The organism is Sphingopyxis sp., from assembly GCF_025869345.1.
GTDB lineage: Bacteria > Pseudomonadota > Alphaproteobacteria > Sphingomonadales > Sphingomonadaceae > Sphingopyxis.
Genome location: NZ_JAOZVW010000080.1, coordinates 17,773 through 43,004 on the forward strand (window position 1 = coordinate 17,773; position 25,232 = coordinate 43,004).

The 25,232-nt window shown below is 66.5% G+C and carries 29 protein-coding genes; 19 read left to right on the top strand and 10 right to left on the bottom strand.

Annotation, left to right across the window (positions count from 1 at the left end):
• The first annotated feature begins 70 nt into the window (after positions 1-70).
• The 6 genes from nagZ to tatC are packed head-to-tail and all read left to right on the top strand — an operon-like array spanning position 71 to position 3,930.
• Complete coding sequence (gene nagZ, locus OJI97_RS08855; RefSeq protein WP_297662730.1) at positions 71-1,078, top strand: beta-N-acetylhexosaminidase; 1,008 nt, start codon at positions 71-73, stop codon at positions 1,076-1,078.
• Positions 1,078-1,866, top strand: coding sequence for a ScpA family protein (locus OJI97_RS08860; protein WP_297662732.1), 789 nt, complete (start codon positions 1,078-1,080; stop codon positions 1,864-1,866). Before nagZ ends, OJI97_RS08860 begins: the two co-directional genes overlap by 1 nt.
• On the top strand, positions 1,863-2,456 hold the full coding sequence (scpB, locus tag OJI97_RS08865) for an SMC-Scp complex subunit ScpB (protein ID WP_297662735.1): 594 nt from the start codon (positions 1,863-1,865) through the stop codon (positions 2,454-2,456). Before OJI97_RS08860 ends, scpB begins: the two co-directional genes overlap by 4 nt.
• A 22-nt stretch (positions 2,457-2,478) precedes the next feature.
• A complete protein-coding gene (locus OJI97_RS08870) occupies positions 2,479-2,703 on the top strand; it encodes a twin-arginine translocase TatA/TatE family subunit (RefSeq protein WP_297662737.1) in 225 nt (74 codons plus the stop codon).
• Positions 2,704-2,731: 28 nt separating this feature from the next.
• Entirely contained in the window at positions 2,732-3,112 is a 381-nt protein-coding gene (gene tatB / locus OJI97_RS08875) for a Sec-independent protein translocase protein TatB (protein WP_297662738.1), read from the top strand.
• Complete coding sequence (gene tatC, locus OJI97_RS08880) at positions 3,109-3,930, top strand: twin-arginine translocase subunit TatC (RefSeq protein WP_297662740.1); 822 nt, start codon at positions 3,109-3,111, stop codon at positions 3,928-3,930. The genes tatB and tatC overlap by 4 nt, the downstream gene beginning before the upstream one ends.
• 22 nt (positions 3,931-3,952) lie before the next feature.
• Here the strand turns inward: tatC and OJI97_RS08885 are convergent, their stop codons facing one another.
• Together OJI97_RS08885 and mgtE are read right to left on the bottom strand one after the other, a co-directional pair.
• Positions 3,953-4,081, bottom strand: coding sequence for an entericidin A/B family lipoprotein (locus OJI97_RS08885; RefSeq protein ID WP_257549682.1), 129 nt, complete (start codon positions 4,079-4,081; stop codon positions 3,953-3,955).
• 228 nt (positions 4,082-4,309) lie between these two features.
• Positions 4,310-5,770 carry a magnesium transporter gene (gene mgtE / locus OJI97_RS08890; RefSeq protein ID WP_297662743.1) on the bottom strand — a complete coding sequence of 487 codons (1,461 nt, stop codon included), beginning with the start codon at positions 5,768-5,770 and terminating at the stop codon, positions 4,310-4,312.
• Positions 5,771-5,960: 190 nt separating this feature from the next.
• On the opposite strand from mgtE, the gene OJI97_RS08895 reads away from it, so the two are divergent.
• Positions 5,961-6,410 (top strand): peptidylprolyl isomerase, encoded by a 450-nt coding sequence (locus tag OJI97_RS08895; protein WP_297662745.1) that lies wholly within the window; start codon positions 5,961-5,963, stop codon positions 6,408-6,410.
• A 134-nt stretch (positions 6,411-6,544) separates the two neighbouring features.
• On the opposite strand, the gene OJI97_RS08900 is transcribed toward OJI97_RS08895, so the two are convergent.
• Positions 6,545-7,660: a nitronate monooxygenase gene (locus OJI97_RS08900; protein ID WP_297662747.1), complete on the bottom strand. Its 1,116-nt coding sequence runs from the start codon at positions 7,658-7,660 to the stop codon at positions 6,545-6,547.
• Positions 7,661-7,889: 229 nt separating this feature from the next.
• Between OJI97_RS08900 and nadC the strand changes: the two genes are divergently transcribed.
• The 3 genes from nadC to OJI97_RS08915 all read left to right on the top strand — a co-directional run bounded on the left by nadC (position 7,890) and on the right by OJI97_RS08915 (position 9,763).
• A complete protein-coding gene (gene nadC, locus OJI97_RS08905) occupies positions 7,890-8,735 on the top strand; it encodes a carboxylating nicotinate-nucleotide diphosphorylase (protein WP_257549690.1) in 846 nt (281 codons plus the stop codon).
• A gap of 13 nt (positions 8,736-8,748) precedes the next feature.
• Positions 8,749-9,441, top strand: a complete 693-nt coding sequence (locus OJI97_RS08910; RefSeq protein WP_297662750.1) for a ribonuclease T(2) — start codon at positions 8,749-8,751, stop codon at positions 9,439-9,441.
• A gap of 94 nt (positions 9,442-9,535) precedes the next feature.
• A complete protein-coding gene (locus tag OJI97_RS08915; RefSeq protein ID WP_297662752.1) occupies positions 9,536-9,763 on the top strand; it encodes a hypothetical protein in 228 nt (75 codons plus the stop codon).
• Here OJI97_RS08915 and OJI97_RS08920 read toward each other — a convergent pair.
• Positions 9,760-11,010, bottom strand: coding sequence for an MFS transporter (locus OJI97_RS08920; RefSeq protein ID WP_297662753.1), 1,251 nt, complete (start codon positions 11,008-11,010; stop codon positions 9,760-9,762). The genes OJI97_RS08915 and OJI97_RS08920 overlap by 4 nt on opposite strands.
• A 168-nt stretch (positions 11,011-11,178) precedes the next feature.
• Between OJI97_RS08920 and pgsA the strand changes: the two genes are divergently transcribed.
• Genes pgsA through OJI97_RS08935 form a run of 3 tightly spaced genes read left to right on the top strand, consistent with a single transcriptional unit; the run spans position 11,179 to position 12,443 of the window.
• Positions 11,179-11,751, top strand: a complete 573-nt coding sequence (pgsA, locus tag OJI97_RS08925) for a CDP-diacylglycerol--glycerol-3-phosphate 3-phosphatidyltransferase (RefSeq protein WP_297662754.1) — start codon at positions 11,179-11,181, stop codon at positions 11,749-11,751.
• A 3-nt stretch (positions 11,752-11,754) separates the two neighbouring features.
• A complete protein-coding gene (locus tag OJI97_RS08930) occupies positions 11,755-12,006 on the top strand; it encodes a MoaD/ThiS family protein (protein WP_297662756.1) in 252 nt (83 codons plus the stop codon).
• On the top strand, positions 12,003-12,443 hold the full coding sequence (locus OJI97_RS08935; RefSeq protein ID WP_297662758.1) for a molybdenum cofactor biosynthesis protein MoaE: 441 nt from the start codon (positions 12,003-12,005) through the stop codon (positions 12,441-12,443). Before OJI97_RS08930 ends, OJI97_RS08935 begins: the two co-directional genes overlap by 4 nt.
• A gap of 89 nt (positions 12,444-12,532) precedes the next feature.
• Here OJI97_RS08935 and OJI97_RS08940 read toward each other — a convergent pair whose 3' ends face one another.
• Positions 12,533-13,438 carry a hydrogen peroxide-inducible genes activator gene (locus tag OJI97_RS08940; RefSeq protein WP_297662759.1) on the bottom strand — a complete coding sequence of 302 codons (906 nt, stop codon included), beginning with the start codon at positions 13,436-13,438 and terminating at the stop codon, positions 12,533-12,535.
• Between the two features lie 214 nt (positions 13,439-13,652).
• Between OJI97_RS08940 and OJI97_RS08945 the strand changes: the two genes are divergently transcribed.
• Positions 13,653-14,120, top strand: coding sequence for an EF-hand domain-containing protein (locus tag OJI97_RS08945; protein ID WP_297662760.1), 468 nt, complete (start codon positions 13,653-13,655; stop codon positions 14,118-14,120).
• Positions 14,121-14,313: 193 nt separating this feature from the next.
• Here OJI97_RS08945 and trmFO read toward each other — a convergent pair whose 3' ends face one another.
• Positions 14,314-15,648: a methylenetetrahydrofolate--tRNA-(uracil(54)-C(5))-methyltransferase (FADH(2)-oxidizing) TrmFO gene (gene trmFO, locus OJI97_RS08950; RefSeq protein ID WP_297662761.1), complete on the bottom strand. Its 1,335-nt coding sequence runs from the start codon at positions 15,646-15,648 to the stop codon at positions 14,314-14,316.
• Between the two features lie 74 nt (positions 15,649-15,722).
• Here trmFO and OJI97_RS08955 point away from each other — a divergent pair, with 74 nt between their 5' ends.
• Complete coding sequence (locus OJI97_RS08955; RefSeq protein ID WP_297662762.1) at positions 15,723-16,394, top strand: lysoplasmalogenase; 672 nt, start codon at positions 15,723-15,725, stop codon at positions 16,392-16,394.
• 7 nt (positions 16,395-16,401) lie between these two features.
• Here the strand turns inward: OJI97_RS08955 and OJI97_RS08960 are convergent, their stop codons facing one another.
• The 4 genes from OJI97_RS08960 to gyrA form a co-directional block, all read right to left on the bottom strand.
• Positions 16,402-16,923 carry a hypothetical protein gene (locus OJI97_RS08960; RefSeq protein ID WP_297662763.1) on the bottom strand — a complete coding sequence of 174 codons (522 nt, stop codon included), beginning with the start codon at positions 16,921-16,923 and terminating at the stop codon, positions 16,402-16,404.
• Positions 16,924-17,014: 91 nt separating this feature from the next.
• The gene (locus OJI97_RS08965) at positions 17,015-17,857 is read right to left on the bottom strand and encodes a TauD/TfdA family dioxygenase (RefSeq protein WP_297662764.1); all 843 of its coding nucleotides are present in this window, start codon (positions 17,855-17,857) and stop codon (positions 17,015-17,017) included.
• Positions 17,858-18,021: 164 nt separating this feature from the next.
• Entirely contained in the window at positions 18,022-18,330 is a 309-nt protein-coding gene (locus OJI97_RS08970; RefSeq protein WP_297662766.1) for a DUF952 domain-containing protein, read from the bottom strand.
• Positions 18,327-21,041, bottom strand: coding sequence for a DNA gyrase subunit A (gyrA, locus tag OJI97_RS08975; RefSeq protein ID WP_297662769.1), 2,715 nt, complete (start codon positions 21,039-21,041; stop codon positions 18,327-18,329). The genes OJI97_RS08970 and gyrA overlap by 4 nt, the downstream gene beginning before the upstream one ends.
• A 519-nt stretch (positions 21,042-21,560) precedes the next feature.
• Here gyrA and OJI97_RS08980 point away from each other — a divergent pair.
• The 4 genes from OJI97_RS08980 to OJI97_RS19030 are packed head-to-tail and all read left to right on the top strand — an operon-like array spanning position 21,561 to position 25,102.
• Positions 21,561-22,775, top strand: a complete 1,215-nt coding sequence (locus OJI97_RS08980) for a hypothetical protein (RefSeq protein WP_297662767.1) — start codon at positions 21,561-21,563, stop codon at positions 22,773-22,775.
• 57 nt (positions 22,776-22,832) lie between these two features.
• Positions 22,833-23,726: a hypothetical protein gene (locus tag OJI97_RS08985; protein ID WP_297662768.1), complete on the top strand. Its 894-nt coding sequence runs from the start codon at positions 22,833-22,835 to the stop codon at positions 23,724-23,726.
• Positions 23,723-24,412 carry a hypothetical protein gene (locus OJI97_RS19025; protein ID WP_367184761.1) on the top strand — a complete coding sequence of 230 codons (690 nt, stop codon included), beginning with the start codon at positions 23,723-23,725 and terminating at the stop codon, positions 24,410-24,412. The genes OJI97_RS08985 and OJI97_RS19025 overlap by 4 nt, the downstream gene beginning before the upstream one ends.
• A 6-nt stretch (positions 24,413-24,418) precedes the next feature.
• Positions 24,419-25,102 (top strand): sensor histidine kinase, encoded by a 684-nt coding sequence (locus OJI97_RS19030; RefSeq protein WP_367184762.1) that lies wholly within the window; start codon positions 24,419-24,421, stop codon positions 25,100-25,102.
• Positions 25,103-25,232: the final 130 nt, after the last annotated feature.

Genomic DNA, 25,232 nt, shown 5'->3' on the forward strand with positions numbered 1-25,232 from the left:
CCCTCCGCCATGCCATGTTGAGGGCCAGGTTGGAGATGAGGGGGCGCCGGCCGATGGAGGTTGACGCACGATGATACCCGCGATTTTCGGGCTTTCGGGCCTGACCCTGACCGATGACGAGCGCGCCTTCTTCCGCGACAGCGACCCCGCGGGCTACATCCTGTTCGGCCGCAATATCGCGAACCGCGAGCAGCTTCGGCGCCTGACCGACGATCTGCGCAGCCTCGACGGGCGCGCCAGCCTGCCGATCCTCATCGACCAGGAGGGCGGCCGCGTCGCGCGGATGAAGGCCCCCGAATGGCCCGATTTCCCGAGCGGCGCAGCGTTCGACGCGCTTTACGAGCGCGCCCCGGCCAGCGCGATCGAAGCAGCGCGGCTCAACGCGATGGCGCTCGCGGTGATGCTTGCCGAGGTCGGGATCACCGTCGATTGCCTGCCGCTGCTCGACGTGCGGCAGCCGGGGGCGAGCGATGTGATCGGCGACCGCGCGCTCGGCAGCGAGCCGATGCGCGTCGCGGCGCTCGGCCGCGCGATCCTGAGCGGGCTTCAGGACGGCGGCGTCGTTGGCGTCGTCAAGCATATCCCCGGCCACGGCCGCGCGATGCTCGATACCCACGAGGCGCTGCCGATCGTCACCGCGTCCGACCATGATTTGCAGAGCGATCTCGCGCCTTTCGCGGCGCTGCGCGACGCGGCGATGGCGATGACCTGCCATGTCATCTTCGACGCGTGGGACCGCGAGCGGCCTGCGACCCTGTCGCCGACCGTGATCGACGGCATCATCCGCCAACGTGTCGGCTTTCACGGCCTGCTGATGACCGACGACCTCGATATGAAGGCGCTGTCGGGCACCGTCCCGTCGCGCGCCGCCGATGCGGTCGCCGCGGGATGCGACATCGCGCTCAACTGCTGGGCGAAGATGGACGACATGGTCGGCATCGCAAAGGCGCTCGACCCGATCAGCACGCTCTCCCTCGCGCGGCTCGAAAGCGCGATGGACAGGATTTCGGGTGCGCACGACCCGCGTCAGTTCGCGGTGCTCATCGATCAGCGCGACGCGCTGCTGGCGCTCGCCTGATGGAGGAGCTGCCGCTCGCCTTCGAACTGGCACCGGCGGCAGCGGCCGAGCGCGAGGATGCGCTGCAACTCAATCTCGACAGCTGGGAAGGGCCGCTCGACCTGCTGCTGACGCTCGCGCGCGGGCAGAAGGTCGACCTTCGGCAGATTTCGATCCTCCAGCTCGTCGAGCAATATCTCGCCTTCATCGCCGAAATGCGCGCGAAGCTGGAGGTCGCGGCCGATTATCTGGTGATGGCGGCGTGGCTCGCTTATCTCAAATCGGCGCTGCTGCTGCCCAAGGACCCGCTGGAGGAGCCGTCGCCCGACGAACTCGCGCTGCGGCTGCAACTGCGGCTCCAGCGTCTGGCGGCGATGCGCGAATCGGCGGCGCGGCTGCTCGCGCGCGACCGCATCGGCCGCGACGTCTTTCTGCGCGCGAAGCCGGAAGGGCTGCGCGACGTCCGGGTGCGGCGCTGGGATGCCAGCCTTTACGACCTGCTGGCGGCCTATGGTCAGGTCAAGCTGCGCACCGAGCCCGTCGTCCACATGGTCGCGCGGCGCCCGGTGATCACCCTCGACGCGGCGCTTCAGCATCTCGAACGGATGATCGGGATCAAGGTCGACTGGGCCGAACTGTCCGATTTCCTGCCGTCCGACTATCAGGGTCCGCTGCGCCGCTCGGCGATCGCGTCGAGCTTCGTCGCCGCGCTCGAACTGGCGCGACAGGGTCGCGTCGACCTCAAGCAGGACGGCGCGTTCGAGCCCCTCTACCTGAAGGCAGCCTCAATGGGACAGCACCCGGCATGATCGACGATCTGGAACGCGCGATAGAGGCGATGCTGTTCGCGAGCGACGAACCGCTCGATGCGCGGCAAGTCGCGGGGCGTCTCGGCGATGAGATGACGCCGGGCGAGGTGCGCGCGATCATTGTGCGGATTGCCGACCGTCACAAGGGCAGCGGTATCGAACTGGTCGAACGCGGCGGGCATTGGCATTTCCAGACCCCCGCCGACCTTGCCCATCTGCTGCGCCGCGAGCGCGACGATCCGCGCAAATTGTCGCGCGCGGCGGCCGAGGTGCTGGCGATCGTCGCCTATCACGAGCCCGTCAGCCGCGCGGAGATCGAGGCGATCCGCGGCGTTCAGACCTCGAAGGGCACGCTCGACGTGCTGATGGAGGCCGAATGGATCGCGCCCGCGGGGCGGCGCGAGGTGCCGGGGCGGCCGCTGATCTACAAGACCACCGACGCCTTTTTGCAGCATTTCGGGCTGGCGAGCCGCAAGGACCTGCCCGGGATCGAGGATCTGCGCGCCGCCGGCCTGCTCGACCCGGTCGACCTTGCTTTCGAGGAGGCGATGGGCGAACTCGACCTAGTAAAAGACGGCGAGGACGCCTAGATGGGGTTAAAGGAGAAATCTCATGGGTCTTAGTTGGCAGCATCTGCTCCTGCTGGCGTTGGTTGTTCTGCTGCTGTTCGGGAAAGGCCGCTTTTCCGAGATGATGGGCGACGTCGCCAAGGGCATTAAGAATTTCAAGAAGGGCATGTCGGAAGACGATGCGCCGCCCCCCGCGCCGCGCCAGATCGAAGGCCAGCGGACGCCCGAGGCGACTCCGACACCGACCGCGGAAACTGAGATTCGCTGACCGCGGTCCGTTCGCGAAGTCCTGAATCATGTTCGATGTCGCGCCCACCGAGCTGCTGCTCGTCTTGGTGGTGGCCTTGGTGGTCATCGGCCCCAAGGATTTACCCAAGGCGATGCGTTTTGTCGGCAAATGGGTCGGCAAGGCGCGCGGTATGGCGCGCCATTTCCGCGCCGGACTCGACACGATGATGCGTGAGGCTGAGCTGGAGGAGCTCGAAAAACAGTGGCGTGAGCAGAACGATGCGATCATGAAAGAATTCCCGCGTGTCGACGATGTCGCCGCCGCCACGCCGCCAGTGCTTCCTGCCGAGCCGGCCGCTGAAACGCCGTCCGCGAATTCCGAGCCTGAAGTTATCGCGGCCAAGCCCGAGACGCATGAGGTGCCGCCGCCGGGCGGGCCGCTGCCATGACCGCCGAGGTGCCCGTGATTGCTCCCGATACAGCGGATGAGGATGGCGCGGGGGGCAAGATGCCACTGCTTGACCATCTGATTGAGCTGCGCTCTCGACTGCTCAAGTCGCTGCTCGCTATTGCGGTTGCGTTCGGCATCTGTCTCTATTTCGCGCGGGCCCTATTGACGGTTCTGGTTCATCCGCTGACCGTCGCGGGGCTCAAGAAGCTGATCTATACGAAGCCGACCGAAGCTTTTTTCGTCGAGATGAAGGTCGCTCTTTTCGCGGCCATGATGCTCGCCTTTCCGGTGATCGCCAATCAACTCTGGAAGTTCGTCGCGCCGGGATTATTCCGAAAGGAACGGCGCGCGCTGCTGCCGTTCCTGATCGCGACGCCGCTGTTGTTTGCGGCGGGCGCCAGCTTCGCCTATTTCGTTACCATTCCGATCGCGCTGCACTTCCTTTTCGGATTCCAGCGGGATCTGGGCGGAGTCACGCAGGAAGCGCTGCCGGCGACCGGCGAATATATCACCTTCATCATGCAGTTCCTGATGGCGTTCGGTATCGCCTTTCTGTTGCCGATCCTGCTGATGCTCGTCGAACGATCGGGACTGGTGACGCGGGAGCAACTCGTTTCCGCGCGTCGCTACATGATCGTCGCCGCAGTAGCGATCGGCGCCGTCTTCACGCCGCCTGACGTGCTGAGCCAGTTGCTGCTCGCCGGGCCACTGATCCTGCTTTACGAATTGTCGCTGATCGCGATCTGGTTCACCCAGCGCCGACGCAAAAAGACAGGCGCCGAAGCGGCGCCTGTCGAGCCTCTCGAAGAGGCCTAGGGGTAAGTCAGCACCACGCCGATCAGTGAATGGCGTCGTCGCCGGCCTGTCCGACCGACTCGATATCGCGGCCGACGCCTTTCACCGTGTTGCAGCCAGCGACCAGAAAGCTGGCTAGCAGAGTGAGAAGGATTACACGGACACTCGTCATTGATCACCTCTTGCGGGTCATGTCTTGAGCGCAAAATGGCCCGGCACGCGTTCGAGGGGGGGGGGAGGGAATGCGGGCCGGGCCAATGTTGCTGAGCAGCGCTGCGGGGGGGCGATGCCGCTGCTCGAAAAGGAAACGACCGGCGCGGCGAATAAGTTCCCGAAAAAAGTTGCGGCGATGAAAATTTTTTCGCGATTCTTTTGAATCGCTTGGATTCCGGGGCTTTGATCAGTTCATCGCGGTCAGGCCGCTCAGCACCGCGAGCCCGAGGAACGAGAAAAATCCCATGATGTCGGTCAGCGTCGTCACGAAAACCGCCGACGAAACGGCGGGATCGACGTCAAGCCGGTCGAGCGTCACCGGAACCAGGATGCCGGCGAGCCCCGCGACCAGATTGTTGATCAGCATCGCCGATGCGATGACGGCGCCGAGCAGCGGGTTGCCGAAGATCAGCGCGGTGCCGATGCCGATCAGCACGCCGAGCGACAGGCCGTTCACCGTCGCGATGCGGAGCTCGCGGAAGATCATGCGCAAAGTGTTCGACGCGGTGAGCTGATTGGTCGCGATCGCGCGCACGGTAACCGCCAGCGTTTGCGTTCCCGCATTGCCGCCCATGCCCGAGACGATCGGCATCAGCACCGCGAGCAGCGCGAATTTGGCGATCGCGCCCTCGAAAAAGCCGACCACCGACGCCGCGAGCATCGCGGTGCCCAGATTGACGACCAGCCAGCTCAGGCGGGTGCGGATCGTCATCGCGATCGGTTCGTTGATGTCGCCGTCGCCCGCACCCGACAGGCGCAAAATGTCCTCGCCCGCCTCTTCCTGGATGATGTGGACGACGTCGTCGACGGTGATCATGCCGACGAGGCGCCCGGCCTTGTCGACCACCGCGGCGGAGATCAGCGCATATTTCTGGAAGCGCAGCGCGACCTCTTCCTGATCCATGTCGACCGGGATCAGCGTCTGCTCGCGCTTCATCAGATCGCTGATCGCGATGGTGCGCGGCGCGCGCAATATCCAGCTCAACTGGCAGGTGCCGACCGGGCGGTGCATCGGGTCGACGATGAAGATTTCCCAGAAATCGGTGGCAAGGTCGACATCTTCGCGCAGCCGGTCGATGACGTCGCCGACGGTCACATGCTCGGGCACCGCGACATATTCGCGCTGCATCAGGCGCCCGGCGGTCTCCTCGGGATAGGAGAGGGCGTCCTCGATCGCCGCGCGATCCTCGGGCTCCATCGCCTGGAGGACGGCCTGCTGCTCGTCCTCCTCCATATCCTCGATGATCGCGACGGCGTCGTCGGTATCGAGTTCGGACGCGATTTCGGCCACTTGCTCCGGCGCGAGCAGATCGATCAACCGCTCGCGCACATGGTCGTTCATCTCCGCGAGCACGTCGGGCGAGACCATGTCGCCGAGCACATGCGCGAGCAGCGGGCGATCCTCGTCCGAGACGAGCTCGAACAGGTCGGCGATGTCGGCGGGGTGGAGGCGGCCGACGCGCTCGCGCGCCGCCTCGACCTCGCCCGCTTCGGCAAGGTCGATCACGTCGCGGACGAAGGCCGGTTTCAGCCGGTCGTCCTCGTCGAGTTCGGTTTCGGGTTCGCGCTGGGCCGGATCGCGATCGATCTCGCGATCGTCGGTGATGGTCACGTCGTCGGGGGGCAGGGATTCTTCGCGTTTGTCCATCGCGCGGTCCTCCCTGGAATATGCGGCGTGTGATGTGGCTTCCGGCCTTCCCCTAATCCCGCCGCCGCATGATGGCAACGCCGCCGCGACGCTTTTTGCGCAATTAGGGCGTGGCTTTGCCGCGCGGCGCGGCTATGGCGCTCGCATATCCATCATGCCTTTCCCAAGGCCTTCCAACCAGGAGTTCCTCATGTCCGACCAGACGCTCACTCTTTCGCTGTCGACCGGCGATGTCGTCATCCGCCTGCGCCCCGATCTTGCCCCGCTGCACGTCGAGCGCATCACGACGCTGGCCAAGGAAGGCTTTTACGATGATGTCGTCTTTCATCGCGTGATCCCGGGCTTCATGGCGCAGGGCGGCGACCCGACGGGCACCGGCATGGGCGGCAGCAAGCTTCCCGACCTGCCGCAGGAATTCAACGCTGAACCGCACGTACGCGGCGTCTGCTCGATGGCGCGCGCGCAGAACCCGAACAGTGCGAACAGCCAGTTCTTCATCTGCTTCGACGATGCCCGCTTCCTCGACAATCAATATACCGTCTGGGGCGAAGTGATCGAAGGCATGGAAAATGTCGACGCGCTGCCGAAGGGCGAACCGCCGCGCGAGCCGGGGAAGATCGTCAAGGCGACCGTGGCCTGATTTCCCGCCCCCTCCTCTTCAGAGGAGGGGCAGCGAGACTTGGGAACTTGTTCCCTAGTCGCAGCGGGGTGGTGCTTCCGCACCGGCGTCCACCACCCCAACCCCTCGTCTGAAGAGGAGGGGCTTTTTATTGGTTAATCCCCCACGAACCCGTTCAGCCGTTCGCAGGCGCTGATCCAGTCTTCCTTGAACGCCTGCACGACCTGCCCGGCGCCCATCGGCTCGTTCATCAGGCCGACGCCCTGGCCGACCCAGTAAGTTGCGAGTGCCTTGGCGCCTTCGTGGCCGCCCTCGGACAATTTGTCGACCTTGCGCAGCGCCGGTTCGCTGACCAGCGACTGGAGCGGCATGGGGAGCGGCTTGGGCGCGCCCTCGGCTTCCCAGGCGTCGGTCCAGGGCGAGCGGAGCTGGCGCGAGGGCTTGCCGGTGCGGCTTTTCGATCGCACCGTGTCGCGCGCCGAGGCGGCGAGCATCTTTTCCTTCACGACCGGATTAGTTTCGGCCTCGGCGGTGGTCAGCCAGACCGATCCGGTCCAGGCGCCGTGCGCGCCCATCGCCATCGCCGCCGCCATCTGGCGCCCGGTGACGATGCCGCCCGCGGCGAGGATCGGCGTCGTCGCGCCGACCGCCTCGACCGCCGCCGCGACCTCGGGCACCAGCACCATCGTCGCGACCTCGCCGCAATGCCCGCCGGCCTCGCCGCCCGCGACGACGAGGATATCGACCCCCGCGCGCACCTGTGCCAGCGCATGATCGCGAGTGCCGACGAGCGCGGCGACGGGCACTTCGTGGCGCTTGCCGAGTTCGAGCATCAGCGGCGGCGGCACGCCGAGCGCGTTGGCGATCAGCGCGATCGGGTGGCGGAAGGCGACTTCGAGCAGCCGCGCCGCGCCGTCCTCATGCATATTGTCGCCGAAGCTCTGCCGCATCTCCATCGCCGCTTCGAGCCCCGCCGCATCGACGTCGAACTTGCCGAGCAGGTCGGCGGCGAAGCGCAGGTGCGATTCGGGAACTTTGGCGGCGTTGGAAGCCGGCGCCTCGCCCTTGCCCGCGAAGCTGTTGGGGACGATCAGGTCGACGCCATAGGGGCGGCCGCCGATATGCGCGTCGATCCACGCCAGCTCCTCCTCCAGCCGCTCGGGCGGCAGCGCGGCGGCGCCGAACACCCCCATACCCCCCGCCTTCGACACCGCGACGACGACGTCGCGACAGTGCGAGAAAGCGAGCAGGGGAAATTCGATGCCGAGCATGGCGCAGATGGGGGATTGCAAATTTCTTCTCCGATTACCCCACGCGCGTCATTGCGAACCCGGCGCAGCCGGGTGAAGCAATCCAGGGCGGCCTACGCCTGCTCTGGATTGCCGCGTCGCCTTCGGCTCCTCGCAATGACGGAGTGGGCTTGGCTATTGCGCCCATGTCAGCGCCAGTTGACGTAAACGTCAAGTTGATTTGCGCAGGGTTCGCTCTATCGCTCGCCCAATGAGCGATTTTTCTCTTTCCGGTTTCGACCTCGACGCCTTTGTCCGCAACACCCTGGCCGAGGATCTGGGGTCGGGCGGCGACATCACCTCGATGGCGACCATCCCCGCCGACGCGCGCTTTTCGGGGGTGATGGACAGCCGCGACGCGATCACCGTCGCGGGGCTGCCGATCGCCGAGGCCTTTTTCCGCGCGCTCGATCCCGCGATGGAGATCGACATCCTGGTCGCCGAAGGCGAGCGGGTGGCGGCGGGAAGCGACCTGATGCGGCTGTCGGGCAATGCCCGCGCGATGCTGACCGCCGAGCGGTCGGCGCTGAACACGGTGCAGCATCTGTCGGGAATCGCGACGATGACGCGGGGCTATGTCGATGCGCTCGGCGGCACCGCGACTCTGCTCGACACGCGCAAGACGATCCCCGGGCTGCGGGTGCTGGAAAAATATGCGACGCGGATGGGCGGCGCGACCAATCATCGCATGGGGCTGTGGGACGCGGCGATGATCAAGGACAATCATGTCGCGGTTGCAGGATCGGTCGAGGAAGCGGTGCGCCGAGCGGTCGCCGCGGGGATCGAAAACATCATCGTCGAGGTCGACCGCGTCGATCAGGTCGAACCCGCGTTGAAGGCCGGGGCGACGCACCTGCTGCTCGACAATATGGGGCCGGATGCCCTGCGCGAGGCGGTCGCAATCGTCGGTGGCCGCGTGCCGACCGAGGCGTCGGGCGGGGTGCGGCTCGACACCATCGGCGCGATCGGCGCGACGGGGGTGACGTATGTCTCGGTGGGCCGGTTGACGCAGTCGGCGCCGGCGGCCGACATCGGGCTCGATTTTGCGCTGGCTTGATATTGCGCTGGCGTTGCTGCTCACGCCCTCTGCCGCGCAGGCGCAATCGCCCGCCTGCGTCGCGCCCGATCGCGTTCCCGTCCCGCGCCTCGAACAGCCGCGGCGCGGCGAGCCGGTGCGCAAGGTGCCGGTCGCGGGCTATCTGCTCAGCATGAGCTGGTCGCCGCAGCGCTGCGCGGGGGTGCGCAATCCGAGGGACGCGCGCGACCGCTTCCAATGTTCGGGAGAGAATGGCCGTTTCGGCTGGGTGCTGCACGGCCTGTGGCCCGAGGCGGGCGATCCGGGCTATCCGCAATGGTGCCGCCCGGCGAAGATCGTGCCGCAGCCGGTGTTGAAGAAACATATGTGCATGACCCCGTCGGCGCAGCTCTTGCAGCATGAATGGGCGAAGCACGGCACCTGCATGAGCCCGCATCCCGCCGCCTATTTCCGCGCCGCCGAGATATTGTTCCGCGCGGTGCGCTTTCCCGACATGACGCGGCTGGCCGCGGCGCCGCAGACCGCGGGCAGCGTCCGGCGCGCTTTCGCGGCGGTCAATCCGGGGGTGAAGGAGGCGATGATCGCGGTCGCGGCCGACCGCGACGGCTGGCTGGACGAGGTGCGCCTGTGCCTCGGCCCGCGGATGAAACCGCAGCAATGCCGGCCGTTCCAGAAGGGGCTGGCCGATCGCCGCAGCGTGCGCGTGCGGCCGATGCCGCGCGATTAAGCAAATCGGGCGCTTTCGTCCCGCGCCGGGACAGGGACGGCGTTAACGCTTTTTTAACCTTATCGACTCGTTAGGCACGCCCTAGCTTCGCGGCATGGACTCGAACCGGCAGATCGACATTCGCGAACGGCTGCGCGCGCACGCGGCGCGGCAGGTGACCATCGCGCGGCTGAATGCGCCCGAGGATTGGCAGGGCGAATTGGTGAGCGCGCTGCGCGCGGGACGGGCGGTTCCGTCCTTCTGGTCGCGCGACGGCGATATGCGGCTGTTTCTGGAAAGTTTCGCGATCTTCTTCGTCGCGACGATGATGTTCCTGATCTAATCGCAGGCCTTATGTAGCTTCCACGCGAGGAAGGACGATATCAGGCACATCGCCGCGACCATCAGCAGCGTGTCGTCGATCGTCAATCCGAGGCCGATCAGCACGCTGAGCAGCAGCGTCGCCGCCACCATGAAGCCAGAATTGACGATATTGTTCGCGGCGACGGTGCGCGCGGTCTGCGACTTGGCGACGGTGGTGGTCAGGAAGGCATAGAGCGGAACGACGAACATGCCCCCGGCGACCGCGATGCCGAACAGGTCGAAGATGATGCGATCGCCCGCGTTGAGCGACAGAAATTCGCGCCAGTCCATCAGCGTCGCATCGGCGTGGACCCAGCCCCTGACCGACCACCAGAGGTCGAGGACGAACAGCCCCATGACGATCACCGATCCCGGCGAATAGCGCGCCGAGACATGACCCTTGAGCAGCCGGTTGACGACGATCGAGCCGATCGCGACGCCGATCGAGAAGATGGCGGTGAACATCGTCGCGACGGTGTTGTCGCCGCCGAGCGCATTTTTGACGAGCGGCGGGAATTGCGCCGCCAATATCGCACCGATCGCCCAGAAGAAGCTGATCGAGACGATGGCGAGGAACAGGCGCGGAATATGCATCGTGCCGCTCACGATCTGCCACGACGACCGCAGCACATTATGATCGATGGCGAGGCCCTCGGCCTCCTTTTCCGGCGGCGCGGCGGGGACGAAGCTGGCGGTCAGGCGGCCGATGACCGCGACGACGACGATGCCGGGGATCGCGATATGCGGCGGGGTCAGGCCGCCGACGATCGTGCCGCCGAGGATGGCGATATAGGTGCCCGCCTCGACCCAGCCGGTGCCGGCGAGGACCTCATCCTCCTCGAGGTGCTGGGGCAGGATGGCATATTTGATCGGCCCGAAGAAGGTCGAGTGCATCCCCATCGAAAAGAGCGCGAGCAGCATCAGCGGGACATTGTGCAGCCAGATGCCGCTGGCGCCCACGATCATGATCCCGATTTCCGCCGACTTGATGAGGCGGATCATCCGCGTCTTGTCGGTGCTGTCGGCAAGCTGGCCGGCGAGCGCGGAGAAGAGGAAGAAGGGCAGGATGAACAGCCCCCCCGCAAGGGCGTTGAACCACGCCTCGGTTTCCGGGTCCTTGTAGATGGTGAAGGTGACGAGGATCACCATCGCCATCTTGTAGAAATTGTCGTTGAAGGCGTTGAGGAACTGCGTCGCGAACAGGGGCAGGAACCGGCGTTGCTTCATCAGCGCAAAGGAACCGGTCATTGAAAATCCACTCTTGCAGCCCGACATCCGGACAACGCCCGCCCCGGATTATCCCCCCAAAGGCAATCTTGTTGTCGCCGGGGGGGCTTATCGGTTAGGGCTTGCACGGTCAAAGCCCATTTTGGAACGGATACGCCCGCAGGGATCATGCTCAGCCTTCCGAATATATTGACGCTGTCGCGCATTTTGGCAGTTCCGATCCTGTTGTTCCTGTTGTGGCCGGGGGTCGCTCCGGGCGGACCGCAGCCGAAGCCGATCGATTATGGTTTCGCCTTTGGCCTTTATTGCCTGATGGGCATTACCGATTATTTTGACGGCTATGTTGCGCGCTCGCGCGGCATCGTGTCGCGGCTGGGCGCCTTTCTCGATCCGATCGCCGACAAGATCATGATCGCTGCGGTCATCCTGCTGCTCGTCTTTACGCGCGACATCACCGGCTATCATGTCATCGCCGCGCTGATGATCCTGCTGCGCGAGATCATCGTCTCCGGCCTGCGCGAATTCCTCGCGACGTTGCAGGTGTCGATGCCGGTGACCCAGCTTGCCAAGTGGAAGACGACCTTTCAACTGATCGCCTTCGGTGCGCTGATCCTGGCGGGAGCGTTGCCGGAGATGGCGTGGATCAAGACCGTTGGTCTCGCGTCGCTGTGGGGCGCGGCGGTGCTGACGCTGATTACCGGCTGGGATTATCTGCGCGTCGGCCTCAAGCATATGGACTAAGCCGTGGCGCTGACGGTCAGCTATTTCGCCTGGGTGCGCGAGCGGATGGGAGTTTCCGAAGAGGTGATCGAGCCGCCCGCCGGGGTGACAACGATGGCCGATCTGGTCGGCTGGCTCGCGGCGCGCGATGCGCGGGGCGCGCTGGCCTTTGCTGAGCCGGCGCGCATCCGCGGCGCGATCGATGGCGTCATGGCGGCGCCGGACGCGGCGCTGGGACGCGAAATCGCGCTGTTTCCGCCGGTGACGGGCGGATGATCCACGTTGCGGTCCAGACCGATGCGATCGATGTCGCGGCCGAGATCGACCGGCACGACGCCGGGGGACACGGCGCGAGCGCGAGCTTCATCGGGCGGGTGCGCGGCGAAGATGGCCTCACCGAACTGTTCCTCGACCATCATCCGGTGTTGACCGAGGCGGGGCTGGCCGGGCTGGCCCACACCGCCGCCGATCGCTGGGGATTGGCCGCGCTGACGCTGATCCACCGTGTCGGCGCGATGACGCCCGGCGAGACGATCGTGCTGGTGCTGGCGAGCAGCCCGCATCGCGCCGAAGCGCTCGCGGCCTGCGAATATCTGATCGACCGGCTCAAGACCGATGTGATGCTGTGGAAGCGCGAGACGTTCGCCGACGGGCGGGTGCGCTGGGTCGAGCCGCGCGAGGGCGATCAGGGCCGCGCTGAGCGGTGGGATTGAACAGCGTCATCCCGGCGAAGGCCGGGATCTCAAACTCGCGTCATGATGAACCGGCGAGATCCCGGCCTTCACCGGGATGACGGTTGGACTCAATTCGCCTTATGCTTCCTGAAAATGTCCGCGAGCAGGCGGAATTCGTCGGCGCGCGGGCTGCCCTTGCGCCAGACGAGCGCGATCGTGCGCCAGTCGTGATCCGAATCGAGCGGCCGCGTGTCGATGTCGGTATGGTCGAGGATTCCCGCCTCGATCGCCATCTGCGGCAGCATGGTGATGCCCAGGCCATTGTCGACCATCTGAACGAGGGTGTGGAGCGAGGTGCCCATCATCCGTGCGCCGGCGCGCAGTTCAGGGCGGTTGCACGCGGCAAGTGCGTGATCCTTCAGGCAATGCCCGTCCTCGAGCATCAGCATCTGTGCCGGGTCGATCTGGTCGGCGCTGACCATCGCCGGAAGGTCCTCGGCCTGCTCGCCGGGAAAGGCGACGAACAGCGCGTCGTCGAACAGCGCCTCGCTCTCGACATCGCCGCACGCATAAGGGAGCGCGAGGAGGACGCAGTCGACGGCGCCGTGATGGAGCGAATCGCACGCCTGCGCGCTCGGTTCCTCGCGCAGGAAAAGCTTGAGCGACGGGCGTTCCTTGCGCAGCCGCGGGAGCAGGCCGGGAAGCAGGAAGGGCGCGATCGTCGGAATGACGCTCATGCGTAGCTCGCCGACCAGCGGCGCGGCGGCGGCGGCGGCCATGTCGGCCAACTCCTCGGCCTCGCGCAGCACGCGGTGCGCCTTGGCGACGATCTTGTCGCCGAGCACGGTGAAGCGAACGACGCGGCGGGTGCGCTCGACCAGCGTCTGGCCGAGCAAAGTCTCGAGTTCGCGAATGCCGGCCGACAGCGTCGACTGGGTGACGTTGCAGGCGTCGGCGGCGCGGCCGAAATGGCCGTGATCGTGGAGCGCAACGAGATATTGCATCTGTTTGAGCGTGGGCAGGTAATTTTGCATTGATCGGATATAGCAATTGATGCGCGCATTTTGAATTGCTCTTTCGATAAAAACTCGTCGCCCCCGCGAAGGCGGGGGCCGCTGGAGGCATAGCGCAGGGCTGTCGGCGGCCCCCGCCTCGCGGGGGCGACGGGTGGGAATCGAACCAATATGGCGGCGTTTGGTGCTGGCCTTGCCCGCGTCATGATAGCAAGCCTGTCCGCGGGAGGGGCTGATGGCGATTTCCAGATTCCTGATCGGCGGCGTGGCGAGCGCGCTTCTGCTCACCGGCGGGCTGTTCCTGTGGAAAGGCTATAGCCAGGTCGCCGAGGAAGAGGTGCCGCCCGAGCCGCCGCCCGGCCTGCTGGCGATCCCCATCGCGGGCGCCCATGCGCCGAAGCGTGGCCCTGCGCCGCCCGCGCTGCCCGCCGCGAAGGAAACGTCGCGCGAGGAACGGCGCTTCAACCGCTTCGACCGCGATCGCAACGACCGGATCAGCCGTGTCGAGCTGATGTCCTCGCGCACCGCCGCGTTCCGCAAGCTCGACAGGAACGGCGACAATCTGCTGACGTTCGAGGAATGGGCGGTTGCGACCGGCGAGCGCTTCGCCAGGGCCGACGCCGACAAATCGGGCGACCTGACGCGAGCCGAGTTCGCGACGACCGCGCCGAAGCGGGCGGCGAAGCCGAAGTGCAGTTGCTGAAGGGATTCTCGCTCAGAAGCGCAGAGACTTCTTGGTTCGCGCGGAGCCGCGGAGCCGCGGAGGGATCGGGCCGATAGGTCCATTTATTTTTCTGACTTTGATTTCCCCCGCGAGATCGCAGGAGAAAGGCCGCTTCGCGGTTAGTGCCATATCTCCGCGGCTCCGCGTCTTCGCGTGAACCCCTTTCTTCTCTTTACCCAGTCAGCTTCATCCACTCCGCCAGCGCCGCTCCGGCGCGCTGGGTGTAGCCCAGTTTGCGGTCCTTCTTGCGCACCTCCTCGGCGAGCGGGGGGAAGAGGCCGAAATTGACGTTCATCGGCTGATAGCTCGCGGCATCGGCGCCGCCGGTGATGTGGCCGAGCAGCGCGCCGAGCGCGGTTTCGCCCGGCGGCGGGGGCAGGGTGCGGCCGCCGAGTTCGGCGGCAGCGAAACGCGCGGCGATCAGGCCGATCGCGGCGCTTTCGACATAGCCCTCGCAGCCGGTGATCTGGCCGGCAAAGCGGATATGCGGCGCCGACTTGAGGCGAAGCTGGCCGTCGAGCAGTTCGGGCGAGCGGATGAAACTGTTGCGGTGAAGCCCGCCGAGCCGCGCGAACTCCGCCTTTTCGAGGCCGGGGATGGTGCGGAACAGTTCGATCTGCGCCGCATGTTTGAGCTTGGTCTGGAAACCGACCATGTTCCACAGCGTGCCGAGCGCATTGTCCTGGCGAAGCTGGACGACGGCATAGGGCCAGCGCCCGGTGCGCGGATTGTCGAGGCCGACGCCTTTCATCGGACCGAAGCGCAGCGTTTCGGGGCCGCGCTCGGCCATCACCTCGATCGGCATACAGCCTTCGAAATAGGGGGTGTCGGTTTCCCAGTCCTTGAACTCGGTCTTGTCGCCGTCGATCAGGCCCTGGACGAAGGCGTGATATTGATCCTTGTCCATCGGGCAGTTGATATAATCCTTGCCGTCGCCGATCGGCCCGACCTTGTCCCAGCGGCTTGCCATCCACGCGACGTCCATGTCGATGCTGTCGCGGTAGACGATCGGCGCGATCGCGTCGAAGAAGGCGAGCGCGTCCTTGCCGGTCGCGGCGCCGATGCTGGTCGCCAGACCGGGCGCGGTCAGCGGGCCGGTCGCGACGATCGTCAGCCCCTCCGAAGGCAGCGTATCGACACGCTCGCGGACGATGGCGATGTTGGGATGCTCGGACAAAGCGCGGGTGACGCCGCCCGAGAAAAGATCGCGATCGACCGCGAGCGCGGAGCCCGCGGGGACTTTCGTAGCGTCGGCCTCGCGCATGATGAGCGAGCCGAGCGCGCGCATCTCGCGGTGAAGGAGGCCGACCGCGTTGCTGTCGCCGTCGTCGCTGCGGAAGCTGTTCGAGCAGACCATCTCGGCGAGCGTGTCGCCCTGATGCGCCGGAGTCATGTCGCCGCCCCCGCGCATTTCGGACAGGCGCACGCGATAGCCCGCCTCGGCGAGTTGCCACGCCGCCTCGGAGCCCGCGAGGCCGCCGCCGATGATGTGAATGTCGTGGGTCATGACTCTATCCGTTGACTTGCGCGCTGTGCGCCGCGCACTAGGCGGGTTGGAAACAAGATGCAAAGGGGTGGACGATGGTCGGAGGAAGAGGCTGGGATCGCGCGCGCTGGCTGTGGGGGCTGGCGCTGGTCGGCGGCATCAGCTTTTTCATCGCGGTTCACCAGCATTGGGACGGCGCCGCCATCCATCTGTGGAAGACTTCGGGCGTTGCGTTGCTTGCGGTCTGGGCCGCGGTCAATGCGCGGAATGGCGACGGACGGCTGATCGCCGCCGTCCTCGGTTTCGGGGCGCTCGGCGATTGGGCGCTCGATGCGATCGGGCTGATGCAGGGCGCGGCGGCCTTTGCAATGGGGCACCTTGTCGCCATCGCGCTCTATCTGCGCAATCGGCGGGCCGCGATGACCGGATCGCAGCGCCTGCTCGTCTTCGCCGTCGTGCCGCTGGCGATGCTGATCGCCTGGGCGCTGACCCGGCATGGCGAAACGGGTGAGATGAGTGCGGCGGTCGGTTATAGCGCGCTCGTCGCGGCGATGGCCGCAACCGCCTGGGCGAGCCGCTTTCCGCGCTACCGCACCGGCATCGGCGCGATGATGTTTCTCGCCAGCGACCTGTTCATCTTCGCGGGCGAGGGCGGGACGCTCGGAAAGGATGTAACGATGTGGTTCGTCTGGCCGCTTTATTTCGCGGGGCAGGCGCTGATCGCGTGGGGCGTGGTCAAGACGCTGTCGAGCGAGGGGAACGCATAGATCGCTGTTAGTCCTGGCCTTGCAGGCAGGACGCCATCCAGGCCTTGTCCTCGGGTTCGGGGCCTTCGCTGCCCAATGTGCGCACTTTCGGCAATCCGGCACCGGGACGGGCGCTGGCGCAACTGAAGCTGTCGCCGTCCTTCACGCTGTGGAGCCGGTTGCCGCAGGTCTGGAGCGTCTGGTCCGACAGGCCCCAGCCGACCTTTTCAGCGCCTGCCGGGGCCTGTCCGGCGCAATAGGTATCGGTTTCCGATCCGGGGTCGCCGCAGATGCGGTCGATATGCGCACGGTTGTCCCTGGCGGTCGCGACGAAGCGCTGGGTATAATAAGCGTTGGTCGCGAAATCGCGCTGGACCCCGCACACGCGTTCGCCGCGCTGCGCCATCAGCGTATAGGCGCAGATATTCGCCCCCTGATAGGTTTCGCAGGCCATCCACGCGCCGTCGAAGGGTGCGGGTTCGTGCTGCGGGGCTGCGCCTCCCGTTGCGAGCGCCGCAAAGGGCAAGGCAGCGAGTAGGGCAAAGCGCATCGAAATTCTCTCTATCGAATGGTTGTAGGCCCTGTCTTATGGCCGACCGGGCGCGCGGCAATGTCGCGGATCACAGGGCAAGGAAATCGGCCTATCCATCCCACGCCGCGATCGTCGTGCGGTGGAGCAGGCGGTCGTGCCCGTCATAGCCGCCGGTCGCGCGATGCAGCACCGAGCGATTGTCCCATAGGACGAGCATGTCGGGCTCCCATATGTGGCTGTAGCGAAATTCCTCGCGGCCCTGCCATTCGAGCAGCTCGACGATCAGCGGGATCGCCTCCGCATCGTCCATGCCGTCGAAGCCGATGATATAGCCCGCGCAGCCGAACAGGCCCTCGCGGCCGGTCTCGGGATGATTGCGGACAAAGGGATGGCGCTGGGTCGCCAGCGCTTCCTCGCCCGAGCGGATGTCCATGCTGCGGCCCTGATCCCGGGCGCCATACATGCCCGAGGGGGCGTAGCCGCCGCGCGCGCTGTGGACGGCCTGCAACCCCTCGATGCGGGCGCGCAGGTCCGCAGGCATCGCATCGAGCGCGGCGTGCTGGTTCGAAAATTCGGTGTTGCCGCCAACGGGAGGTATGGTGATCCCGAAGAGACAGGTGCCCGCGGGCGGGCGGTCCTGAAAGCTCCAGTCGCTGTGCCAGTTTTCGGCGAACAGCGGCGCGGTCTCGTCGGCGCGGCGCCTGACCGCGATGATATGCTCGCGGCCGGGGATCGGCTTGATGAACGGATCGTCGCCGAAGCCGCCGAAATAGCCGGTGAAGCGCTCGAGATCGTCGTCGCTCATCTTCTGGCCGGGGAAGACGAGGACGTGATGATCGAGCCACGCCGCGCGGATTTCGGCGACGGTTTCGGGTGCGAGCGGCCGGGTCAGATCGACGCCGGTGATGCGGGCGCCGCAGGCCTGGCCACTGGGGGTGATGGTAAGCGTCATGCACGGAAGGTGCGCCGATTGGGGAGAGAGGTCAATTGGAGACCGAGGTTCTATGTTTCGTCACCCCGGACTTGATCCGGGGTCCATTCGCGCAGCGCCGGAGGAATGGATTCCGGATCAAGTCCGGAATGACGAAAGGGATAAATGTCCTTCTCTCCGGGGTCTCAATCCCGCGTCTGCAATCCCACCACCGCGTGCATCGGCAGTTCGCCGTAAAGGTGCGGGAAGAGCGCGCCCTCGCGCGCTTCCTCCCAGCGCAGCGCGTCGCCGAATTGCGACAGGTCGACCTCGGCGATCATCAGGCAGTCCTGGCCCGCGAAATGCTTCGCCAGCGTCCCTTCGAGCTGGTCCGCGGTCGACAGGTGGATATAGCCGTCGGCGATATCCACCGGTGCCCCGCGGAACACGCGCTCGCGCTCGAAATCGACCCATTGCTGGTGCGTCAGCACCTTGAAGGCCGTCGCGGCGCTCATTCGGAGGGCGCCTCCGTCGCGGGGGCCTCGGGGGTTTCCGTTTCGGTGCCGCCTTCGGTCTCCTCTTCGTCGCTGTCCTCGATCAGCGCGGCGGAGACGACATGCTCGCCCTCCGCGACGTCGAACAGGCGCACGCCCGCCGAGCCGCGGCCGATGACGCGCAAGGAGTCGAGGCCCATGCGGATCAGCTTTGCCTGATCGGTGACGAGCATCAACTGATGCGCCTGCGTCGCGGGGAAGCTGGCGACCACCAGCCCGTTGCGGGCGATATTGTCGATGTTGGTGATCCCCTGGCCACCGCGGCCGGTGCGGCGATATTCATAGGCCGACGACAGCTTGCCATAGCCGTTGGCGCAGACGGTCAGGATGAACTGCTCGCGGCCCGCCAACTCGGCGAAGCGGTCGGCGTCCATGTCGGGCGCGCCTTCCTTTTCGGCCTTCCACGGGGCGAAGCGGAGGTAATCCTCGCGCTCGTCCTGATCGCGCATCCCGCCGCGATGGAGGATCGACAGCGAAATCACCTCGTCGTCATCCTTGCCGAGCTTCATGCCGCGCACACCGGTCGAGTTGCGGCTCTGAAACTCGCGGACGTCGTCGCCGGCGAAGCGGATCGCCTTGCCCTGGCGCGTCGCGAGCAGGACATCGTCATTCTCGCCCAGCAGCGCGACGCCGATCAGCCGGTCGTCCTCGTCCTCGCCCTCGAATTTCATGGCGATCTTGCCGTTCGAGGGCACGTTGGTGAAGGCGTCCATGCTGTTACGACGCACATGGCCCTTTGCGGTTGCAAACATGACGTGCAGCTTGCCCCATTCGCCCTCATCCTCGGGCAGCGGCAGCACGGTCGAGATCGTCTCGCCCTGCGCCAGCGGCAGCAAATTGATCATCGGCCGGCCGCGCGTCGCGGGCCCGCCCTCGGGCAGGCGCCACACTTTCAGGCGATAGACCTTGCCCGCGGTCGAGAAGAAGAGCACCGGCGTGTGGGTCGAGGTGACGAAGAGTTCGGTGACGACGTCCTCGTCCTTCGTTGCCATGCCGGCACGGCCCTTGCCGCCGCGGCGCTGGGCGCGGAAGGTGTCGAGCGGGGTGCGCTTGATATAGCCGTCGAGGGTGACGGTGACGACCATCTCCTCGCGCTCGATCAGATCCTCGTCGTCGATGCCGTCGGCGGCGGGGGCGACGAGTGTCTTGCGCGGCGTCGCAAACTCCTCGCGCACCGCGATCAGCTCCTCGCGCATCACCGCATAGAGTTTTTCACGGTCGGCGAGGATCGCAAGCAGTTCCTCAATCTCGGCCGCCAACTCCCCGAGTTCCTTGCCGATTTCATCGCGGCCGAGCGCGGTCAGGCGGTGGAGGCGGAGGTCGAGGATCGCCTTCACCTGAATTTCGGAGAGGCGATAGGTGGCGCTTTCCTCCATCTCGCCCTCGATCGCCTCGACGAGGCGAATGTAGGGCGCGATTTCGCCGATCGGCCATTCGCGGGCGAGCAGCGCCTCGCGCGCGGCGGCGGGCGAGGGCGAGCCGCGGATGATGCGGACGACTTCGTCGAGGTTCGAGACCGCGACGACGAGGCCGAGCAAGATGTGCGCACGGTCGCGCGCCTTCGCGAGTTCGAACTTGCAGCGGCGGGTGATCACCTCTTCGCGGAAGGCGATGAAGGAGGTCAAAATCTCCTTGAGGCCGAGCATTTCGGGGCGGCCGCCGCGGATCGCGAGCATGTTCGCGGGGAAGCTCGACTGCGCGGGGGTGTGGCGCCAGAGCTGGTTGAGCACGACCTCGGCGGTCGCGTCGCGCTTCAGTTCGATGACGACGCGGACGCCCTCGCGGTTCGATTCGTCGCGAATGTCGGCGACGCCCTCGATGCGCTTGTCGCGCGCCGCTTCGGCGATCTTCTCGACCAGCCCGGACTTGCCGACCTGGAAGGGGATCGCGGTGAGGACGATCGACTGGCGGTCGTTGCGTCCTTCCTCGATGACATAGTTCGACCGCATCATGATCGAGCCGCGCCCGGTCAGATAGGCATTGCGCGCGCCGCCCTGGCCGAGCATCGTCGCGCCGGTCGGGAAATCGGGGCCGGGGACGATCGCCATCAGATCTTCGAGGCTTATCGAAGGGTTGTCGATCGTCGCTAAGGTCGCATCGATGACTTCGCCGAGGTTGTGCGGCGGGATGTTGGTCGCCATGCCGACCGCGATGCCGCCCGCGCCGTTGACGAGCAGGTTCGGAAAGCGCGCCGGGAGCACCGTCGGCTCGTCGCGGCTCGCGTCGTAATTGGGCTGGAAGTCGACGGTATCCTTGTCGAGGTCGTTCAGCAGCACCATCGCGGTCTTGGCGAGGCGCGCTTCGGTATAGCGCATCGATGCCGGCGGATCGGGGTCCATCGATCCGAAATTGCCCTGGCCGTCGATCAGCGGGACGCGGAGCGACCAGTCCTGCGTCATGCGCGCGAGCGCGTCGTAGATCGCGCTGTCGCCGTGCGGGTGATAGTTGCCCATCACGTCGCCGACGATCTTCGCCGATTTCTTGTACGGGCGGCCGGGGATGAAACCGCCTTCCTGCGCCGCGTAGAGGATACGGCGATGGACGGGCTTCAGACCGTCGCGCACGTCGGGGAGCGCGCGGCTGACGATCACGCTCATCGCATAATCGAGGTAGCTGGTCTTCATTTCGTCGACGATGTTGATCGGCGACACGCCGTCGTCGGACGGCTGCATAGGCGTATTTTCTTCGGTCAAGACCCGGCCTTTTTTCTGCTTATCGGGAGATGGATTTTGCCTAGCCCATGGGGGCGGCGAATGCCAGCGATTCGGTCGGTTTTCGGCAGATTTTTTGCGCCCTTCGGGCCGTGGAACGGACGGCGCGCCGGGCGGCTTCGCATGACGTCAAGGCGACACGGGTGAAGGCCGGATTCATGCGCGCAGAGGCGCAAAGATCGCAGAGATTCTAGTTCACGCGGAGACGCGGAGAATCAGCGCGTTCCGCGAAGCGGTCTTATCCAGCGACTTTTGGATAGGCGGGACGTGGAAGAGGGAGGGGACCTGACGGTCCGAATTCCATATCTCCGCGTCTCCGCGTCTCCGCGTGAACCCTTTCCGGCATCTCCGCGATCTTTGCGCCTCTGCGCGCATCATTCGGGACTGAGCTGGAAAGCGGATATTCCAAGCATCTTGCCAATCCTTCGCGCGCCCCTAAAGCTGGCGCGCGATGACCAACTGCCAGCCTGGGGGGCGCCGGTGGCCCTGATCGCGCTCGTCGGCGCGAGCGAAATGCTGCCCGACGGGTCGCTGCGCGCGCTCGTCACCGTGGCGGGCGAGACGCTGATCGAGCGGCAGGCGGCGCGGCTCGCCGATGTCGGGGTGACGCACATCGCGGTCGCGGTCGCCGCGGTGCCGGCGGAGCTGCTCGGCGTTTGCGATCGCATCCGCCGCCGCGGCCTGAAGGTGACGCCGGTGCGCGCCGCCGCCGACCTCGTCGCGCTGGTCGAGAGCGACGACCGCATCCTGCTCGTCGCCGATGGCCTGCGCGCCGGGGGCACCCATTATGCGGCGATCGCCAAGCCCGGATCGCCCGCGATCCTCGTCACCGGCGATACGGTGCTGACGCAGGCGTTCGAGCGGATCGACGCGACGCGGCGCTGGGGCGGGCTGGCGTCGATTTCGCAGCCGATGGCGGCCGAACTGGCGGCGATGCCCGGCGAATGGGACATGATGCTGACCTTGCTCCGCATGGCGGTGCAGGCGGGCGCGCGGCGGCTCTATTGCGAGCCGGCGCTGTTCGAGCAGGGCGAGATCGCGATCGTCGCCGACCGTCCGACCGCCGCGCTGATCGAGCAATCGAGCCTGCAACAGGTCGAATATGGCGGCATGGGGCTCGGCCGCTCGGCGATCATGATGCCGCTGGTGCGATTGGTCGGCCCCTTGCTCGTGCGTTCCGCAAAGACCGCGCGCTATCTTCCTTATGTTACGGGGATTTTGTGGATCGGCGTCGCGCTGCTCGCGGCGAGCGGACTGGCGGCGGCGGGGGCGATCGTCGCGGTGTTCGGCGGGCTGGGGCTCGCCGCGATGCGTTTCCTCTCCGCCTTCCGTGCGGAGAGCGCGGCGCAGGACCGGGTGCGCCACGTCATCCGCATTTTCGGCTGGCTGCTGCTGGGGCTCTTTCCCTGGCTGCTGTCGCTCGGCGGAGCCGATCATCTGATGCCGCGTTTTTCCGAGGCCGCGCTCGCACCCTGCCTCGCGGCGACCATCTTGCTCGCGCGCTGGCTTTACGAGGATGGGGGGGAGAAGCGCCGGTTTCACTGGCTGCTTCCCGATGCCGATCAGGCGTGGATGATGCTGGTTCCGGCCTTGCTGTTCGATTTCGCGACGCTGATGTTCGCGGTGCTGCCGCTGCTGGCGCTGCTCCAGATCATGATCTGGCTTCGTCTCGCGCGGCGGCCGGATGTGCCCTGAAACAAAGCGCTGCAAGGTTTAACGCCTATTAACGATAGGCTGCTATCGCGGGCGTGCATGGCCGAATCCCTCTCCTCGCCCGGCATCGAATTGCCGTCGCCGATGCTGTCGGCGCGCCTGCGCGAACTCGCCGGTTTCCTGGCGGCACCGATCGCCGGACGGCTGACCGAGGAGCAGCGCGCGCTGTCGCTGGGAATCGCGCGGCGGCTGGTGGAAGACGCTGCGCGGGCGTCCGATGAGACGATCGACACCGCGATGCTGTGGCACGACTGGTTAGAGGGCGGATTGCCGACCGCGGCGCGGCTGGCGGCGGCCTGCTACACGCGTGCCGAAGAGCATCGCTGGCGCGACCATTCGGCGATGCGCGCGATTGCGCCTGCCACCGACGAATCCTCCGACTCCGCCGTCGCGGTAGCGGCGCCCGAGATGCCGCCAAAGGTCGACCGCGCCTATCTGGCGCTTCAGATCGCCGACCGGCGGCGCTTCGACGCGCGCAGCCATCCGCGTATCGCGCTCGCCGATGCCGATCCCGACCTGCTCCGCGCGCTGCTGCGGGACATTGCGGCATGGCGCGTGCACCAGCCGGGGACGGAAGGTGTGTCGGCGTTCGACCCCGACGATTTCGTCCAGCGCGCGCTCGACCGGCATTCGCCGGCTGCGGGGATCGACCGCGCCGCGCGCGCCTATCATGCGTCGCTGGGGGCCGCTTTGGATGTCACGGCGGCTGCGGCGGCGGCGATCGCTGCGCACGACTGGCCCGCGCTGATCGCGCTGGCCGCCTGCGAGCATCGCCGGTCCTATGCCGATATGGCGTTTGCGCTGCTCAGTGCGGCGCCGGCGGCGCTGCCGATCCTGCTGGCCCCGCTGCGCCTCGACCGGGCCGCGCTGGCGCCGCTCGAGGCGTCGCTCGCCGCGCTTCCGTCGCGCACCGATGGCGAGGCGGGCCTATGAACGAACGCGTCATTCACGGACGGATCGACCGGGCGGGCGCGCTGATCAGTGCCGATGCGCCGTTGCTGCGGCTTCAGCAGCGTGCGGGCGCCGGGATCGGCAAGCCGCTCGCGCTGCCGCACCTCGCGCGGCTCGTCGCGCTGGCGCAGCGGCTGCAACGCGATCTTTCGCGCCCGCTTTATACCGCCGACGATCATAGCGACATTCACGCGCTCGTCCGCGTCCTGCCCGACGGCGACGGCGCCAGCCTGGAAATCAGCGACTGGCGCGCCGGTGCGATGCCGATGCCGCAGGCCGCGACCGCCGACACGGCCCCGCCGCTGCACGGGTGGACGTGGGAATGCGACCAGCAACTGCGGATGATCGCCTTGCAGGGCGCCGCCGATGCGCCGTTCGCTCCGGCGGAGTGGGAAGGGCGGTCGCTGTCCGAACTGTTCGAGTTGCAGCCCGACGAGCAGGGGCGATTTCCGGTGCTGCGCGCGCTCGCCAGCCAATCGCGTTTCGAGGGACAGCGCGTCCGCGCCGACGGCTCAGCGGGGCGGGTCGCGATGACGCTCGCCGCCGCCCCGATCTTCGACGCGACCGGGCGTTTTACCGGCTTTCGCGGCGAGGCCGATGTCGAGAGCGAGGCCGCGGCGCTGGCGGGCAGCGCGACCGCCGCGCTCGCCGACCCCGCTTTAGGATAGCTGCCGGTGTCGGACCCGCAAATAGGGCGGCGGATAGACGGCGCGCAGCGCGGGCCGCTCAGCCGCATCATCGCGACCGCCGAGACGATCCACGGCCAGTTCGACGGGCCGATCCGCGCCGATTATGCGCGCTATGCCGGCGACATCGCGCACGCCGGGCGTCATTTGCTCGGGCTGGTCGATGATCTGGCCGATTTGCAGAATATCGAGCGGCCCGGGTTCAAGGCGGCGGCCGACGAGATCGACCTTGGCGATCTGGCGCGCCGCGCGGTCGGTCTGCTCGGCATGAAGGCCGAGGAAAAGCAGATTCGCATCGACGCCCCGAAGGTCGACGACAAGATGCCCGCAACGGGCGAATTCCGCCGCGTCTTGCAGGTGCTGCTCAACCTGCTCGGCAATGCGATCCGCTATTCGCCCGAAAATTCGCAGATCTGGATTCGCGTCGACCGCGAAGGCGACCGCGCGATGGTCACCGTTGCCGACCAGGGGCAGGGGATTTCGGGCGAGCAACAGACGGTGGTGTTCGAGAAGTTCGAACGGCTCGGCCGCACCGACAGCGGCGGATCGGGGCTGGGCCTCTATATCGCGCGGCGTCTGGCGCGGGCGATGGACGGCGACCTGACAGTGGAAAGCGCGCCGGGACAGGGCGCGCGGTTCACGCTGAGCCTGCCGGCGCGGGATGTGGGGTAGCGGACGGGCTTCGGCAGAAAGCGGATATTCCCAAGGTAAGAGATGAAAACTGTCGCTCACGTGCCGCCTATAATTTCTCGTCATCCCGGACTTGATCCGGGATCCATTCTCTCAGCGCCGGATGAATGGA

Bases quoted from the DNA above. Each gene is read 5' to 3' on its own strand.
- pgsA (WP_297662754.1), top strand. From the start codon at position 11,179: ATGCTCAGCCTTCCGAATATATTGACGCTGTCGCGCATTTTGGCAGTT.
- OJI97_RS08935 (WP_297662758.1), top strand. From the start codon at position 12,003: ATGATCCACGTTGCGGTCCAGACCGATGCGATCGATGTCGCGGCCGAG.
- OJI97_RS08945 (WP_297662760.1), top strand. From the start codon at position 13,653: ATGGCGATTTCCAGATTCCTGATCGGCGGCGTGGCGAGCGCGCTTCTG.
- OJI97_RS08885 (WP_257549682.1), bottom strand. From the start codon at position 4,081: ATGACGAGTGTCCGTGTAATCCTTCTCACTCTGCTAGCCAGCTTTCTG.
- scpB (WP_297662735.1), top strand. From the start codon at position 1,863: ATGATCGACGATCTGGAACGCGCGATAGAGGCGATGCTGTTCGCGAGC.
- OJI97_RS08960 (WP_297662763.1), bottom strand. From the start codon at position 16,923: ATGCGCTTTGCCCTACTCGCTGCCTTGCCCTTTGCGGCGCTCGCAACG.
- OJI97_RS08955 (WP_297662762.1), top strand. From the start codon at position 15,723: ATGGTCGGAGGAAGAGGCTGGGATCGCGCGCGCTGGCTGTGGGGGCTG.
- OJI97_RS08970 (WP_297662766.1), bottom strand. From the start codon at position 18,330: ATGAGCGCCGCGACGGCCTTCAAGGTGCTGACGCACCAGCAATGGGTC.
- nadC (WP_257549690.1), top strand. From the start codon at position 7,890: ATGAGCGATTTTTCTCTTTCCGGTTTCGACCTCGACGCCTTTGTCCGC.
- OJI97_RS08940 (WP_297662759.1), bottom strand. From the start codon at position 13,438: ATGCAAAATTACCTGCCCACGCTCAAACAGATGCAATATCTCGTTGCG.
- OJI97_RS08915 (WP_297662752.1), top strand. From the start codon at position 9,536: ATGGACTCGAACCGGCAGATCGACATTCGCGAACGGCTGCGCGCGCAC.
- OJI97_RS08900 (WP_297662747.1), bottom strand. From the start codon at position 7,660: ATGCTCGGCATCGAATTTCCCCTGCTCGCTTTCTCGCACTGTCGCGAC.
- mgtE (WP_297662743.1), bottom strand. From the start codon at position 5,770: ATGGACAAACGCGAAGAATCCCTGCCCCCCGACGACGTGACCATCACC.
- OJI97_RS08965 (WP_297662764.1), bottom strand. From the start codon at position 17,857: ATGACGCTTACCATCACCCCCAGTGGCCAGGCCTGCGGCGCCCGCATC.
- tatB (WP_297662738.1), top strand. From the start codon at position 2,732: ATGTTCGATGTCGCGCCCACCGAGCTGCTGCTCGTCTTGGTGGTGGCC.
- OJI97_RS08895 (WP_297662745.1), top strand. From the start codon at position 5,961: ATGTCCGACCAGACGCTCACTCTTTCGCTGTCGACCGGCGATGTCGTC.
- OJI97_RS08860 (WP_297662732.1), top strand. From the start codon at position 1,078: ATGGAGGAGCTGCCGCTCGCCTTCGAACTGGCACCGGCGGCAGCGGCC.
- trmFO (WP_297662761.1), bottom strand. From the start codon at position 15,648: ATGACCCACGACATTCACATCATCGGCGGCGGCCTCGCGGGCTCCGAG.
- OJI97_RS08985 (WP_297662768.1), top strand. From the start codon at position 22,833: ATGGCCGAATCCCTCTCCTCGCCCGGCATCGAATTGCCGTCGCCGATG.
- OJI97_RS08920 (WP_297662753.1), bottom strand. From the start codon at position 11,010: ATGAAGCAACGCCGGTTCCTGCCCCTGTTCGCGACGCAGTTCCTCAAC.
- OJI97_RS19025 (WP_367184761.1), top strand. From the start codon at position 23,723: ATGAACGAACGCGTCATTCACGGACGGATCGACCGGGCGGGCGCGCTG.
- tatC (WP_297662740.1), top strand. From the start codon at position 3,109: ATGACCGCCGAGGTGCCCGTGATTGCTCCCGATACAGCGGATGAGGAT.
- OJI97_RS08870 (WP_297662737.1), top strand. From the start codon at position 2,479: ATGGGTCTTAGTTGGCAGCATCTGCTCCTGCTGGCGTTGGTTGTTCTG.
- gyrA (WP_297662769.1), bottom strand. From the start codon at position 21,041: ATGCAGCCGTCCGACGACGGCGTGTCGCCGATCAACATCGTCGACGAA.
- nagZ (WP_297662730.1), top strand. From the start codon at position 71: ATGATACCCGCGATTTTCGGGCTTTCGGGCCTGACCCTGACCGATGAC.